A 13,221-nucleotide genomic window follows, 5' to 3' on the forward strand; every position below is an offset into this window, starting at 1 on the left:
CGGGAGACCGCCTGCGGTCGCCGCGACGGAGGACGGCCCTCCGGTCACTCCACACGGCCGGGCACGAAGCGCCCGTTCTCCATGTGGGCCGGCACATAGGCGCCCTTGCTGCGCGGCGCCGACAGGCCGGTGTAGACGAGCCACAGGCTGGCGAAGGCCAGCCCGGCGAGGAGCAGCCAGGACACCTTGCCGTTCCAGTGCACACGGGCCAGCGGCGTCCGCTTGCGCGCCACGAGCCAGAGCGCGTAGAGCGCGAAGGGCACGAGGAACAGCAGGAACTCTTCGGTGAAGGCGCGCGTCATTCGGCGTAGAGCCTCTCATACATGTTCCGCAACATGCCTGCGGTCGCGCCCCAGATATAATGCTCCCCATACGGCATGGCGTAGTAGTGCCGCAGCGACCCTTTCCACTCCCTTGCGTGGCGCTGGTGGTTCGCCGGGTCCATCAGGAAGGCGAGCGGCACCTCGAAGGCGACGTCGACCTCGTTGGGGTTGATGGTGAGGGCGGTCCCCGCCTCCACGATCGCCAGCACGGGCAGCACCCGAAAGCCCGTCGAGGTGAGATAGGCGTCGAGATAGCCCAGCGGGCGGACCCGCTCGGAGGCGAGCCCGATCTCCTCGCGCGCCTCGCGCAGCGCCGCCGCGACCGGCGAGGCGTCCTTGGCGTCGATCTTGCCGCCCGGGAAGGCCACCTGCCCCGAATGATCGCGCAGATGCGAGGCGCGCCGGGTGAGCAGCACGGTCGCGTCGCCGCGATGCGCCACCACCGGGACCAGCACGGCGGCGGGCCGGTGCAGCGCGCCGTCCGGCGACAGCATGGGGGCGAGCTGGTGGTCGCCCCGCTCGGGGATGCGGGCCGGATCGAAGGCGTGCTCGGGCGGCTCCAGCCGCAGCCGCTGCCGGGCCCGGGTCTCCAGCGCCTCCGCGGCGAACGGCGTCTCGATGACGGAATGCGGAACGGTCACGACCACTCCGCCGCTTCCGCCGCGTCCGCCATCGGGAAGAACGTCCCGCCTGCCGCGATCCCGAACTTCGCAACGCCGTCGACCTCGCGCACCTCGCCGAGCGCCACGAGATCGTAGAACACGGGCCGGACGACGCGCGCCCACAACCCGCCCCGCACCAGCACATAGGGCCGCAGGCCGCCCGTCGCCTCGCGCTCGAAGCGCAGCGGATGCTCCGCGTCGGCCTCCACGACGTCGTCCACATGCGTGCGGAAGGACAGCCGGCGCGCGGCGCCGTCTCCCTCCACAATCATCTCCACCGCCAGGAACGGCGCGTCCTCCACCACGATCCCGACCATCTCGACCGGGGTCACCAGCACGAAACGCTCCGGATCGCGGCGCAGGACGGACGAGAACAGCTTCACCAGCGCCGGCCGGCCGATGGGGGTGCCCATGTAGAACCAGGTCCCGTCGGCGGCGATGCGCATGTCGATCTCGCCGCAATAGGGCGGATTCCAGAGATGAACGGGAGGCGGGCCCTTTTGGGCCGCGGCCCGGGCGCCGGCCGTCAGCGCGTCGAGGGCGGGCGGATCGTGGGACTGGCTGGTCATGATGGGAGAATAGGGCGGCGCGCGACCGGTTTCATCACTCGTGCTTGGCGGACGTGCCGGTCCCCCGCGGGGCCAGCGAGCGGGATTCCCACGCGGCGACCACGATCAGCACCAGCGTGGCCAAAAGGCTCAGCGCCGCCGGCGAGAGCCGCAGCGTCAAGGGCGCGGCCGCCAAGAGCGCGACCAGCACGGCGATGCCGGTGAGGTGGGAGAGCTGCAGCCAGCCCCGCACCGCGCGCTTGAACAGCAGCGTCCCGGCCAGGAACACCAGGGGCCCGCCCACCACGGTGGCCAGGGTCTTGGCCTCCCCGGCGCCGTCCGGGTGGGCGAGCACGAACTCGTCGCCGACGGCCGTGATGATCACCCCCGCCACGATCGGCAGGTGCAGATAGGTGTAGGCGAGGCGCGCCAGGCGGCCCGGATCGTCGGAATCGGCGAGCTCCCGGCTGCCCGCCTCGGCGCCGAGATCGAAATAGATCCACCACATCGCCAGGCTGGCCACGAAGGACGACACGAAGGCCGTGACGGTCCAGCCGCTCCACTCGGTCTTTCCGAAGGTGGCGCCGGTGACCAGGATGGATTCGCCGAGCGCGATGATGATGAAGAGCCCGCAGCGCTCGGCCATGTGGCCGCCCTCGACCTTCCAGTCGCTGACCGCCGACGCCCCAAGGCCCGGAACCCAGAATTTCAGGATCGGGGCGATGCATTGCAGCGCGGTCGCGAGGCCCCAGACCCACAGCCGGGCGTTCCCCTCGACGAAGCCGCCTACGATCCACAGCAGCCCGGCCGCGCAGTGCCACGCCAGGATGCGCCGGAAGTTCATCCGCAGCGCTGCTTCGCCGCCCGGAATGGCGGCGACCACGAAGGCGGACCGCCCGATCTGCATCAGCGCATAGGAGACCCCGAAGGCCGGCGCGCGCTGGCCGAAGGCGTCCGGGATCGAGGTGGAGAGCGCCAGCCCGGCCAGCATCATGCCGAACAGGACGGCGCGCACCTGCGGGCGGTCGGGATCCAGCCAGTTCGTGGCCCAGGACGTGTCGATCCACACCCACCACACCGCCACCATCAGGATGCCGGTGCGCAGCATCGTGGGGCCGTCGAAATGCTCCACCAGCGTATGGGAGAGCTGCGTGACCGCGAACACGAAGACGAGGTCGAAGAACAGCTCCACATAGGTGACGCGGTGATGCCCCTCGGTCGGCTCGCCCCGCAGCAGCCCCTGGGCTTCGCTCATGCGGGGCTGCGCCCGAGTCTCCACCAGACGGCCGCAGCCACCAGCGCGGGCGCGGCGAAGACGAGCAGGAAGAACGGGAACTCGTCCGCGACGGAGACGACGGCCGAACTCGCCCCCACCCACAGATTGATGACCGCCGCCACCAGCCAGACCGGGATGAAGGCCAGCGCGGCCCGCCGCATCCCGGCCGCGCCGCCCGGCCCGACGAGGCCGCCGATGACGAGGACGAGCCCGAGAAGGACGACGCCGCCCAGGATCACCAGAAAGGTATGCATCGCGCGCGCAGCCGGGCTCGGGAACGGGCGACCATGATGGCCAAGGCGCGGCGCGCCGTCCAGAGCGACACGGGTAACGACCCGGATTCAATTGACTTCAATCAAATAAGATCATCCAATGATCTATATTTGCAATGGAGTTTCATTTCATGACTGATTTTCTCGTGATGAACGCCAATAAATGCAACGGACAGCACTGGCGCAATCCGAATATTTCGGTGAGCACTGGTATGTTCAATGCAGGCCAGCCCAGCAACATTTCACTGACTGTCAGAAATTTTGGTCCTCAGGCGGTTCGCCTGAATAGTTTGCGAGCAACCGTCTGCGCAGCCAATACGCTTCATGGCTTCAATGCCCAGTCGATCTTGCCATCTCTACGCAACTCAAATCCGCTCATCTACGATAATGTCTTTCCGTTCCCGCTTCCCGACTACATCCTCCCGCCGGGAGGCTCGCAAACGGTGACGCTCCCGGCGTGGACGCCCACAGGCGCCGATGTGAACTCTTTCGCGAACGTGGCCGGGACCCTTTTCGACGACCCCGTCACCAAGCTTTCGCTGCATGCTTGCATTTTCGCCTCCTGCTCAGGCTCTTGGCCTGCCACCAGGTCGGACCCGCCCGGCGCCGTGACGGACGATGGAGCGCTGATCAATTGGACCAACGCGGTCTTCAATAATTTCTGCAACGATGTTCATCATGCGCAGCGCAACGTGGTCGTGAAGCGCCTCAAGGGGCAAGGCTTCTCCAAGATCGCCTTCTTGTCGGGAAGCTCCTCTTCGAAAGACATGGAAGCGCGCTTGCGGGTTCGCGAAACGCCGTTCTCCAAAGAAGAGCACGTCGATCTGCTCGACACGTTGCGCAGCGCGGGGCACCCGGCGGAAGACCTGTTCCCGGCGGAATTCCCGGCTGCGTCGATCAGCATCGGCGAGATGTCGCCGCAACAAGGTCACGTCGGCGCCGCCTGGCGGGTCCTCCTGGCTTCTGTCCTGGCGTTTCTCCGGGCGATGCTGGGCCACTCTCGGGCCGAACCCATCGAGGAGCGGAGGAGCGAGAGCGTTCGGTTCGCGCCGATGGAGCTGCGGCCTTTCGCCCTGACGATCCGGCCGGACCCAGACGACAAACCAGGAACGGTCCGAATTTTCGACGTCGTGCAATTCAACGACGACGAAACCCAAGGAGGCCTGCGCGTGGTCTGCGTGCAGGTTTAGGCTCAGGCGTCTTTCCTGCCCTCACGGCCAGCGCACGCTGGGCGGCATGCTGGACAGGATGCTCTCCACGTTCCCGCCAGTCTTCAAGCCGAAGATCGTGCCCCGGTCGTAAAGGAGGTTGAACTCGACATAGCGGCCACGCCGGATCATCTGCTCCTCGCGGTCCTCCGCCGTCCAGGGGACGTCGATGTTGGCGCGGGCGATGGGCGGGTAGGCGCCCAGGAAGGCCTCCCCGACGGAGCGCGTGAAGGCGAAGTCGGCCTCCCAGTCGCCGCTGTCCAGGTAGTCGTAGAAGATCCCGCCGATCCCGCGCGGCTCGTTGCGGTGCTTGACGTGGAAATACTCGTCGCACCACGCCTTGTAGCGGGCGTAGTCGGCGACCGCGTGCGGCTCGCAGGCCGCCCGCATGGCGGCGTGGAAGGCCGCCGCGTCCGGATCCTCCTGGGCGCGCCGGCGCGACAGCACGGGCGTGAGGTCCGCGCCGCCGCCGAACCACGCCTTCGTGGTGACCACGTAGCGGGTGTTCATGTGCACCGTGGGCGCGTTCGGATTCCACGGATGCGCGATCAGCGACACGCCCGTGGCGAAGAAGCGCGGATCATCCGACGCGCCGGGGATCTGGCCGCGGAACTCGGGGGCGAACTCGCCGAACACCGTCGAGATGTGGACGCCGGCCTTCTCGAAGACGCGGCCGCGCAGCATGCTCATCTCACCGCCGCCGCCGGGCTCGCCCGAGGAATCGGTGCGCGTCCAGGGCTTGCGCTCGAAACGGCCCGGCTGGCCGGCGCCGGGAAAGAACGGTCCGGCCGCCTCGTCCTCCAGCCGCTCGAAGGCGGCGCAGATCCGGTCGCGGAGGGTCCGGAACCAGGCCGCGGCCTCGCGCTTTCGGCGGTCGAGCTCGTCCGGGCTGGTGGGCGGCGTCACGCCGGAGGCAGGGGTCATGCGGGCGGTCTTTCAGTCAGCGAGGCGCGCCGCCGGAGGGCGGGAAGCCCCCGGTCTGGCGCAGGGCTTCGCCGAGGATCATGGAGGCGGCGACGGCGATGTTCAATGAGCGCAGGCCCTCTCGCATGGGGATGAAGACGCGCGCGTCCGCCGCCTCGTGCACGGCCGCCGGCGCCCCGGCCGACTCGCGGCCCAGCATCAGGACGTCGCCGTCGCGGAACCGGAAGTCCGCGTAGGCCTCGGCCCCCTGGGTGGTCGCCAGCACGAGGCGCAGGCCCGCCCCGCGCCGCCAGGCGTCGAAGGCGGTCCACGACACGTGCCTTTCGACGCCGACCTGATCCAGATAGTCCATGCCGGCGCGCCGGAAGGCGCGGTCGGACACCGGAAACCCGGCGGGCTCGATGATGTCGGCCGTCACCCCCATGCAGGCGCACAGGCGCAGGATCGTCCCGGTGTTCTGGGGAATGTCGGGCTGGTAGAGGGCGATGCGGAGCGGCACGGCGGACCTGCGTCGGGCGGCGCGGTCCGGGCGGCGCGGGCCTTGCCGGGCGAAGGCCCGAAACGCCGCATCCGCGCGCTTGCGCCGCAGGTGTTCCAGATTGGGCGGGAAAGCCGCCCAACCCCCTCCCAATCAGCATTCCGCACTATAGACAAGCCCAATCCGCCGTGCGAAACAGCCGCCGCGCGGCGACTCCCGGTCGCATTGCGAGCCCATGCCTTTGCGCGCATACCGCCGGGACTAGCTTCCAGGAACGATCAATCCAGCCCTCTCCGGGTTCTCCGGCGGGGCGCAGGTTGAGGGGATGACTACGTGGCCACCAAATCCGCAGCGACCGCGGCCGAACCGACCCGGCGGGACTTTCTCTTCATCGCGACGGGAGCGGCGGGCGCCGTCGGCGTCGTGGCCGCGCTCTGGCCGTTCGTGTCCCAGATGGGTCCCGACGCCGCCACCATCGCGGCGGGCGCGCCGGTCGACTTCGACCTGACCCCCGTGGCCGAAGGCCAGATCGTGAAGCTGTTCTGGCGCGGCAAGCTGATCTTCGTGCGCCATCGCACCCCCGAGGAGATCAAGGAAGCCCAGACCGTCAACCTCGCCTCGCTGCCCGACCCGCAGGACGACGCCGCGCGCGTCAAGCCCGGCAAGGCGCAGTGGCTCATCGTGTACGGCAACTGCACCCATCTGGGCTGCGTGCCGCTGGGCCACGAGGGCGCGTTCCACGGCTGGCAGTGCCCGTGCCACGGATCGGTGTTCGACACGTCGGGCCGCATCCGCCAGGGGCCGGCCCCGACCAACCTGCCGGTGCCCCCGTACCAGTTCACCTCCGACACCAAGATTCAGATCGGCTAACGCCGGAACGCGCGTTTCAGGATCAAGCCATGAGTGCACCTTCCACCTATGTTCCGAAGAGCGCGTTTGGGAAGTGGTTCGAAAGCCGCCTCCCCGTGATGGGCCTTCTCCACTCGTCCTTCATCGTGTTCCCCAATCCGCGGAACCTGAACTACCTGTGGACCTTCGGCGGCATCCTGGCCTTCATGCTCGTCGCCCAGATCATCACCGGCGTCGTGCTGGCGATGCACTACACGCCCAACGCCAAGATGGCCTTCGACAGCGTCGAGGCGATCATGCGCGACGTGAACTACGGCTGGCTGCTGCGCTACCTGCACGCCAACGGCGCGTCGATGTTCTTCGTCGCCGTCTACATCCACATCTTCCGCGGCCTCTATTACGGGTCCTACAAGGCCCCGCGCGAGATCCTGTGGATCCTGGGCGTGATCATCTTCCTGCTCATGATGGCGACGGCGTTCATGGGCTACGTGCTGCCCTGGGGCCAGATGTCCTTCTGGGGCGCGACCGTCATCACCAACCTGTTCTCGGCCTTCCCGGTCGTGGGCGAGACGATCGTGACCTTCCTGTGGGGCGGCTACTCGGTCGACAACCCGACCCTGAACCGCTTCTTCTCGCTGCACTACCTGCTGCCCTTCATGATCGCCGGCGTCGTGATCCTGCACATCTGGGCGCTGCACGTCCCGGGCTCCAACAACCCGGTCGGCGTCGAGAAAAAGACCGAGAAGGACACGCTGCCCTTCCACCCGTACTTCACCGTGAAGGACGCGCTCGCGCTCGTCTGCTTCATCATGCTGTACATCTGGTTCGTGGCCTATCAGCCGAACTTCCTGGGTCACGCCGACAACTACATCGAGGCGAACCCGGCCGTGACGCCGTCGCACATCGTGCCTGAGTGGTACTTCCTGCCGTTCTACGCGATCCTGCGCGCCATCCCGAACAAGCTGATCGGCGTGCTGGCGATGTTCGGCTCGATCGCGGTGCTGGCCTTCCTGCCCTGGCTCGACACCTCGCGGGTGAAGTCGGCGAACTACCGCCCGCTCTACCGCCAGTTCTTCTGGCTGTTCGTGATCTCGGCGGTGGGCCTCGGCTGGCTCGGCGCCAAGCCGCCGGAGGGCGGGTATGTGCTCGCCTCCCGCATCCTGACGGCCTATTACTTCGCGCACTTCCTCATCGTCCTTCCGCTTCTGGGCCTGTTCGAGACGCCGCGGCGCCTCCCTGGCTCGATCGCCGAGGCGGTGCTCGGCAAGGGCGGCTCGGCCTCCGCGATGGCGGCCGGGGCGGCCCAGTCGCCGAACACCAAGGGCTGAGCGGGACTTCGGGGATCAAGACGATGACGATGAACACGATGCACCGCCTCGCCGCCGGCGTCCTGGCTCTCGCCGGCGTGGCCTTCGCGGCGCCCGCCATGGCGGCCGAGGGCGCGGTGGTCCCGCCCCGCCAGAGCTGGACGTTCTCGGGCCCGTTCGGGCACTTCGACGCCACCCAGCTGCAGCGCGGCTTCAAGGTCTACCGCGAGGTCTGCGGCAACTGCCACGGGCTGCGCCTGCTGGCCTTCCGCAACCTCGCCGAGGAAGGCGGACCCGGCTTTTCCGAGTCGCAGGTCAAGGCGCTCGCGGCCGAGTACAAGGTCAAGGACGGCCCCAACGAGTCCGGCGACATGTTCGAGCGCCCGGCCCGCCCGGCGGACCGCATGCCGCCGCCCTTCGCCAACCCGCAGGCGGCCGCGGCGGCCAATGGCGGCGCCATCCCGCCGGACTTCTCGGTGCTGGCCAAGGCGCGCACCTATGAGCGCGGCTTCCCCTGGTTCCTGTTCGACATGGTCACGCAGTTCCAGGAGCAGGGCGTCGACTACATCACCGCCCTGATGAACGGCTACGAGGACAACCCGCCGCACGGCGTCGAGGTGCCGGCCGGCAAGTACTACAACACCTATTTCCCGGGCCACATCATCTCCATGCCGAAGCCGCTCAGCGACGGCCAGGTGGAGTATCCCAAGACCCAGGACGGCAAGCCCCAGGCGCCCGAGACGGTCGCCCAGTATGGCAAGGACGTCGCCGCCTTCATGATGTGGGCCGCCGAGCCCCATCTGGAGGCGCGCAAGCAGCTCGGTTTCCGGGTGCTGAGCTTCCTGCTCGTCTTCGCCGGCCTGCTCTACTTCACCAAGAAGAAGATCTGGTCGAGGGTCGACGGCCACGCGTTGACGCACTGACCGACCCCGCTTTCGCGGCGCAAGATCAAGAAAGGGCTCCCGTTTCGGAGCCCTTTTTCGTTGGGCGGGCGCGCGACGGCCTCTATTCTCGGTCCCGCAACGAGGAGGAGCGCATGACCAAGGCCGTGCTGGGCGTCATCGGCGGATCCGGGATCTACGACCTCCCGGGCCTGACCGACATCCGCGAGGAGCGCGTCGCGACGCCCTGGGGCGAGCCGTCGGACGCGCTGCGTTTCGGCCGCATCGGGGCGACCCCCATCGTGTTCCTGCCGCGCCACGGGCGGGGCCACCGGCTGTCGCCCTCCGACATCAACGCGCGCGCCAACATCGACGCGCTGAAGCGCGCCGGCGTCACCGACATCGTCTCCCTGTCGGCCTGCGGCTCGTTCAAGCCGGACCTGCAGCCCGGGCTCTTCGTGCTGGTGGACCAGTTCGTGGACCGCACCCATCGGCGCGAGAGCTCGTTCTTCGGAGCGGGCTGCGTCGCGCATGTCTCCATGGCGCATCCGGTCGGGCCGCGCCTCGTCGATCGCCTCGCCGCCGCCGCGGAGGCCGAAGGCGTGCCGCACCGCAGGGGCGGGACCTATCTGTGCATGGAGGGCCCGCAATTCTCCAGCTACGCCGAATCCGTCACCTACCGGCATCTCGGCTATGACGTCATCGGCATGACGGCGATGCCGGAGGCCAAGCTCGCCCGCGAGGCCGAGATCACCTATGCGACGCTGGCGATGGTGACGGATTTCGACTGCTGGCATCCCGAGCACGGCGCGGTGGACGTCGCCTCCGTCATCGCCACCATGCACGGCAACAGCGAGAAGGCCCGGCGGCTGGTGGCCCGCCTGGCGCGGGATTTCCCGGCCGAGCGCGAGGACTGCCCCGCGGGCTCGCACCGGGCGCTCGACAACGCCATCATGACCGCCCCCTCGGCGCGCGATCCCGCGGCGCTGGCCAGGCTCGACGCCGTGGCCGGGCGCGTGCTGCGCGCCTGAGCGGCGCTGGACCGACGCAGGCCGGCGGCTATGATGCGCCGCCCCTCGCCCTTCAGGACGCCCGCCGATGACGCTTCCCTTCGACCTCAAGGCTGCGATCCGCACGATCCCCGACTATCCCAAGCCTGGCGTGATGTTCCGCGACATCACCACCTTGCTGGGCGACGCGCGCGCGTTCCGCCGCACCGTGGACGAGCTGGTGCAGCCTTATGCGGGGTTGAAGGTCGACAAGATCGCCGGCATCGAGGCGCGCGGCTTCATCCTGGGCGGGGCGGTGGCGCACCAGCTCTCGGCCGGCTTCGTTCCCATGCGCAAGAAGGGCAAGCTGCCCCACAAGGCGGTGTCGATCGCCTATTCGCTGGAATACGGGCTCGACCACATGGAGATGCACGAGGACGCCGTGGCGCCCGGCGAAAAGGTGATCCTGGTCGACGACCTGATCGCCACCGGCGGCACCGCGGCCGCCGCCGTCGCCCTGCTGCGCCAGATGGGCGCCGAGGTGACGTCCTGCGTGTTCGTGGTCGACCTGCCGGAGCTCGGCGGAGCGGCCAAGCTGCGCGCCATGGACGTCGAAGTGCGCACGCTGGTGTCCTTCGAGGGACACTAGCCCGGCGAAGCGCTGCGCCGGAACGGGAACAAGGACGCCCTTCGCCCAGCCTTCCTGGATCTCCTCCCCGCGCCTGCGGCGCGCCGGGGATGATGGGGGTGGGGTCTCCGGAACGGTTGGCGCTTGCCGTCATTCCCCGGCGGTTCGCGCCGGGGCCGCGCTCAGCCCGGGCGGCGTTCGTAGAAGGCGATGCCGACGAACTCGAACACCCGGACGCCGTGCTGGTTCACGCCGACATTGAGGTGCTCGACCAGCCCCCAGCCCGGCCGCGAGCCGGAGGGGCGGGCGGCGATCAGGGTGCTGGAGAAGGACACCGTGTCGCCGACATAGATCGGCTTCAGCCATTTCAGATTGCGGAACCCCGGCGAGGGGCCGAAGCCCGGGACAGGCAGGCCGGCGACGGCCAGCTCGGCGTCGCGGCGCGCCTTGGCGGCGATGCGCAGCCGCATCCAGACGCCCACCGTCTGCCAGCCCGACGCGCAGAGCGCGCCGAAATGGCTCGCCCGGGCGGCCTCCTCGTCCATGTGGAAGGGCTGCGGGTCATAGGCGGCCGCGAAGGTCTTGATCTCGTCGGCGGTGAAGATGTGGGAGCCGAGCTCCTCGGTCTCGCCGACGACCAGGTCTTCCAGATAGCGGGTGCGGGACAAGGCGGCGGACATCAGGCGGCCTCCGGGCGGGCGACGCCGAAGATGATGCTGTTGGTCTGCTCCATCACCACCTCCCCTGCCTGGTTCAGCACCTCGAACCTGAACCGCACATAGCCGCGGTCGCCGCGGCTGGACGGGCGCGCGTCGAGCACCGTCTGGCGCACGCTGAGCCTGTCGCCGGGGCGGACCGGCCGCTTCCACTTCACCTCGTCGATGCCGCCGGACCCCATGCCGGTCGAGTCCGCCAGGACGTTGTCGTAAAGCATGCGCATCAGCATGGAGCAGGTGTGCCAGCCCGAAGACCCCAGCCCGCCCAGCAGCGTGCCGGCCGCGGCCGCTTCGTCCAGATGCATGGGCTGGGGGTCGTACTGGCTGGCGAAGGCGATGATCTCCTCGCGCGTCACCAGATAGGAGCCGTAGGTCGTCACGGCTCCGGGCTCGAAATCCTCGAAACTCAAGCGGGGCATGGCTCCTCCGGTCAGGCTCTCTCGGCCTCGGGCGTGCAGGCGAAAGTGCAGGAGCGCGCCGTTCCCCGCAAGCCGCTCGCGCAAGACCCAGGCTCGCGCGCCGCGCAGGCTGGCGCCCGCGGGCGATGGCGCCGCCTCACCAGTAGGGCGACGGATCGCGCTCCCCCGCGATCTCGGCGAGGCGCGCCCGGGTGCCGCGCGTGATCTCCTCCGGCAGGGCGTCGAGGCGAAAGAAGCGGCCCTCCTGGATCTCCCGGTTGGGCGGCTTCGGCGGCCCCACCCGGAAGCTGCGGGCGACATAGACGGCGACATGGTCGCGGCGCGACATGAAGCGGTTCAGGAACACGCCATGCAGCTGCGGCGCGCCGGTGATCTCGATATTGGCCTCCTCGATCACCTCGCGGGCGAGCGCCTCCAGCAGCGTCTCGCCGGCCTCCACGCCGCCGCCGGGCATCTGCCAGCCGCTCACATAGCCGTGGCGCACCAGGAAGACGCCGCGCTCCTCGTCCAGGATCGCGGCGCGCACCCCCAGCGTCATCGGCCGGGAGAGGCGGAAATAGAGATGCGCCATGCGCCGCAGCAGGTCGGGGCCGCGGAAGGCCTCTTCGGGTTCGGGCTGCATCAGGTCCGTCGTCATGCTGCGTCATCCATGGCCCTACGCTAGCGCACGAGCCGAGTCGAGCGCGGGGGCTTGCCCGACGCCGAAAATACATTAGAAGAATTCCAATCTAGTGATCGTCGCCGGGAGCTCCGCCATGCCGCTGAAAACCTTCGCCGACCTGACCGAACGCGAGGTCCTGGCTCTCGCCATCAGCAGCGAGGAGGAAGACTCCCGCATCTACCAGACCTTCGCCGACCAGCTGCGCGAGCCCTATCCGCATTCGGCCGCCATCTTCGACGACATGGCCGAGGAGGAGCGCGGCCATCGCGGCATGCTGTACGGGCTCTACCGCGAGAAGTTCGGGGAGCATCTGCCGCCGATCCGCCGCGAGGACGTCAAGGGCTTCCTCACCCGCCGCCCGATCTGGCTCACCAAGAACCTGCCCGTCGACAAGATGCGGCAGGAGGCCGAGATCATGGAGATGCAGGCCGCCCGCTTCTACGAGAAGGCCGCGTCCCAGACGCTCGACGTCTCGGTGCGCGAATTGCTGACGCGCCTCGCCGACATCGAGCGCGGCCACGAGAAGAAGGCCGGCGAAATCTCCGAGCGGCACATGGCGGGCGACGCCGGAGCCGAAGAGGAGGCGACCCGGCGCCGCATGTTCGTGCTGCAATATGTGCAGCCCGGCCTGGCGGGGCTGATGGACGGCTCGGTCTCCACCCTCGCGCCCCTGTTCGCGGCGGCCTTCGCCACCCACAGCAACTGGGAGACCTTCCTGGTCGGCCTCGCGGCGTCGATCGGCGCGGGCATCAGCATGGGCTTCGCCGAGGCGCTCTCCGACGACGGATCGCTGACCGGGCGCGGCGCGCCCTGGATCCGCGGCGCGATCTGCGGCCTGATGACCACGATCGGCGGCATCGGCCACACCCTGCCCTATCTGGTGCCGGACCGCTGGCCGAACGCCTTCTATATCGCCACCTCCATCGCGGCCGTCATCGTGCTGATCGAGCTCTGGGCCATCGCCTATGTGCGGGCGCGGTTCATGGACACGCCCTTCCTGCAGGCGGCCTTCCAGGTGGTGCTCGGCGGGGTGCTGGTGTTCATCGCCGGAATTCTGATCGGCAGCGCTTGACCGGCGGG

Annotated in this window: 17 protein-coding genes; 7 read left to right on the forward strand and 10 right to left on the reverse strand. The window is 68.8% G+C overall.

What is annotated here, in order from left to right:
• Positions 1-44: 44 nt before the first annotated feature.
• The 5 genes from ABEG18_RS18430 to ABEG18_RS18450 are packed head-to-tail and all read right to left on the reverse strand — an operon-like array spanning position 45 to position 3,063.
• Positions 45-302, reverse strand: a complete 258-nt coding sequence (locus ABEG18_RS18430; RefSeq protein WP_406854504.1) for a DUF6111 family protein — start codon at positions 300-302, stop codon at positions 45-47.
• Positions 299-964, reverse strand: a complete 666-nt coding sequence (locus ABEG18_RS18435) for a CoA pyrophosphatase (RefSeq protein WP_406854505.1) — start codon at positions 962-964, stop codon at positions 299-301. Before ABEG18_RS18435 ends, ABEG18_RS18430 begins: the two co-directional genes overlap by 4 nt.
• Positions 961-1,554, reverse strand: coding sequence for a DUF1285 domain-containing protein (locus ABEG18_RS18440; RefSeq protein ID WP_406854506.1), 594 nt, complete (start codon positions 1,552-1,554; stop codon positions 961-963). Before ABEG18_RS18440 ends, ABEG18_RS18435 begins: the two co-directional genes overlap by 4 nt.
• 34 nt (positions 1,555-1,588) lie before the next feature.
• Positions 1,589-2,788, reverse strand: a complete 1,200-nt coding sequence (locus ABEG18_RS18445) for a low temperature requirement protein A (RefSeq protein ID WP_406854507.1) — start codon at positions 2,786-2,788, stop codon at positions 1,589-1,591.
• Positions 2,785-3,063: a hypothetical protein gene (locus ABEG18_RS18450; RefSeq protein ID WP_406854508.1), complete on the reverse strand. Its 279-nt coding sequence runs from the start codon at positions 3,061-3,063 to the stop codon at positions 2,785-2,787. The genes ABEG18_RS18445 and ABEG18_RS18450 overlap by 4 nt, the downstream gene beginning before the upstream one ends.
• A gap of 149 nt (positions 3,064-3,212) precedes the next feature.
• Here ABEG18_RS18450 and ABEG18_RS18455 point away from each other — a divergent pair, with 149 nt between their 5' ends.
• Positions 3,213-4,271 (forward strand): hypothetical protein, encoded by a 1,059-nt coding sequence (locus ABEG18_RS18455; RefSeq protein WP_406854509.1) that lies wholly within the window; start codon positions 3,213-3,215, stop codon positions 4,269-4,271.
• Positions 4,272-4,292: 21 nt separating this feature from the next.
• On the opposite strand, the gene hemF is transcribed toward ABEG18_RS18455, so the two are convergent.
• Both hemF and ABEG18_RS18465 read right to left on the reverse strand, forming a co-directional pair.
• Positions 4,293-5,213: an oxygen-dependent coproporphyrinogen oxidase gene (gene hemF, locus ABEG18_RS18460; RefSeq protein WP_406854510.1), complete on the reverse strand. Its 921-nt coding sequence runs from the start codon at positions 5,211-5,213 to the stop codon at positions 4,293-4,295.
• 16 nt (positions 5,214-5,229) lie between these two features.
• Entirely contained in the window at positions 5,230-5,712 is a 483-nt protein-coding gene (locus ABEG18_RS18465; protein WP_406854511.1) for a tRNA (cytidine(34)-2'-O)-methyltransferase, read from the reverse strand.
• Positions 5,713-6,024: 312 nt separating this feature from the next.
• Between ABEG18_RS18465 and petA the strand changes: the two genes are divergently transcribed.
• From petA to ABEG18_RS18490, 5 genes are all read left to right on the forward strand, one after another.
• Positions 6,025-6,561: a ubiquinol-cytochrome c reductase iron-sulfur subunit gene (gene petA / locus ABEG18_RS18470; protein ID WP_406854512.1), complete on the forward strand. Its 537-nt coding sequence runs from the start codon at positions 6,025-6,027 to the stop codon at positions 6,559-6,561.
• A 29-nt stretch (positions 6,562-6,590) separates the two neighbouring features.
• Positions 6,591-7,868 carry a cytochrome bc complex cytochrome b subunit gene (locus ABEG18_RS18475; RefSeq protein WP_406854513.1) on the forward strand — a complete coding sequence of 426 codons (1,278 nt, stop codon included), beginning with the start codon at positions 6,591-6,593 and terminating at the stop codon, positions 7,866-7,868.
• A 23-nt stretch (positions 7,869-7,891) separates the two neighbouring features.
• A complete protein-coding gene (locus tag ABEG18_RS18480; protein ID WP_406854514.1) occupies positions 7,892-8,770 on the forward strand; it encodes a cytochrome c1 in 879 nt (292 codons plus the stop codon).
• A 113-nt stretch (positions 8,771-8,883) separates the two neighbouring features.
• The gene (locus ABEG18_RS18485) at positions 8,884-9,759 is read left to right on the forward strand and encodes an S-methyl-5'-thioadenosine phosphorylase (RefSeq protein WP_406854515.1); all 876 of its coding nucleotides are present in this window, start codon (positions 8,884-8,886) and stop codon (positions 9,757-9,759) included.
• A gap of 67 nt (positions 9,760-9,826) precedes the next feature.
• Entirely contained in the window at positions 9,827-10,366 is a 540-nt protein-coding gene (locus tag ABEG18_RS18490; protein WP_406854516.1) for an adenine phosphoribosyltransferase, read from the forward strand.
• Between the two features lie 161 nt (positions 10,367-10,527).
• On the opposite strand, the gene ABEG18_RS18495 is transcribed toward ABEG18_RS18490, so the two are convergent.
• The 3 genes from ABEG18_RS18495 to ABEG18_RS18505 all read right to left on the reverse strand — a co-directional run bounded on the left by ABEG18_RS18495 (position 10,528) and on the right by ABEG18_RS18505 (position 12,117).
• On the reverse strand, positions 10,528-11,025 hold the full coding sequence (locus tag ABEG18_RS18495) for a MaoC family dehydratase (protein ID WP_406854517.1): 498 nt from the start codon (positions 11,023-11,025) through the stop codon (positions 10,528-10,530).
• On the reverse strand, positions 11,025-11,480 hold the full coding sequence (locus ABEG18_RS18500; protein ID WP_406854518.1) for a MaoC family dehydratase: 456 nt from the start codon (positions 11,478-11,480) through the stop codon (positions 11,025-11,027). The genes ABEG18_RS18495 and ABEG18_RS18500 overlap by 1 nt, the downstream gene beginning before the upstream one ends.
• Before the next feature lie 136 nt (positions 11,481-11,616).
• Complete coding sequence (locus ABEG18_RS18505; RefSeq protein WP_406854519.1) at positions 11,617-12,117, reverse strand: NUDIX domain-containing protein; 501 nt, start codon at positions 12,115-12,117, stop codon at positions 11,617-11,619.
• Between the two features lie 124 nt (positions 12,118-12,241).
• On the opposite strand from ABEG18_RS18505, the gene mbfA reads away from it, so the two are divergent.
• Entirely contained in the window at positions 12,242-13,213 is a 972-nt protein-coding gene (mbfA, locus tag ABEG18_RS18510; protein WP_406858643.1) for an iron exporter MbfA, read from the forward strand.
• Positions 13,214-13,221: the final 8 nt, after the last annotated feature.

Source organism: Alsobacter sp. KACC 23698 (assembly GCF_045348435.1).
In the GTDB taxonomy this organism is placed as follows: domain Bacteria; phylum Pseudomonadota; class Alphaproteobacteria; order Rhizobiales; family Beijerinckiaceae; genus Alsobacter.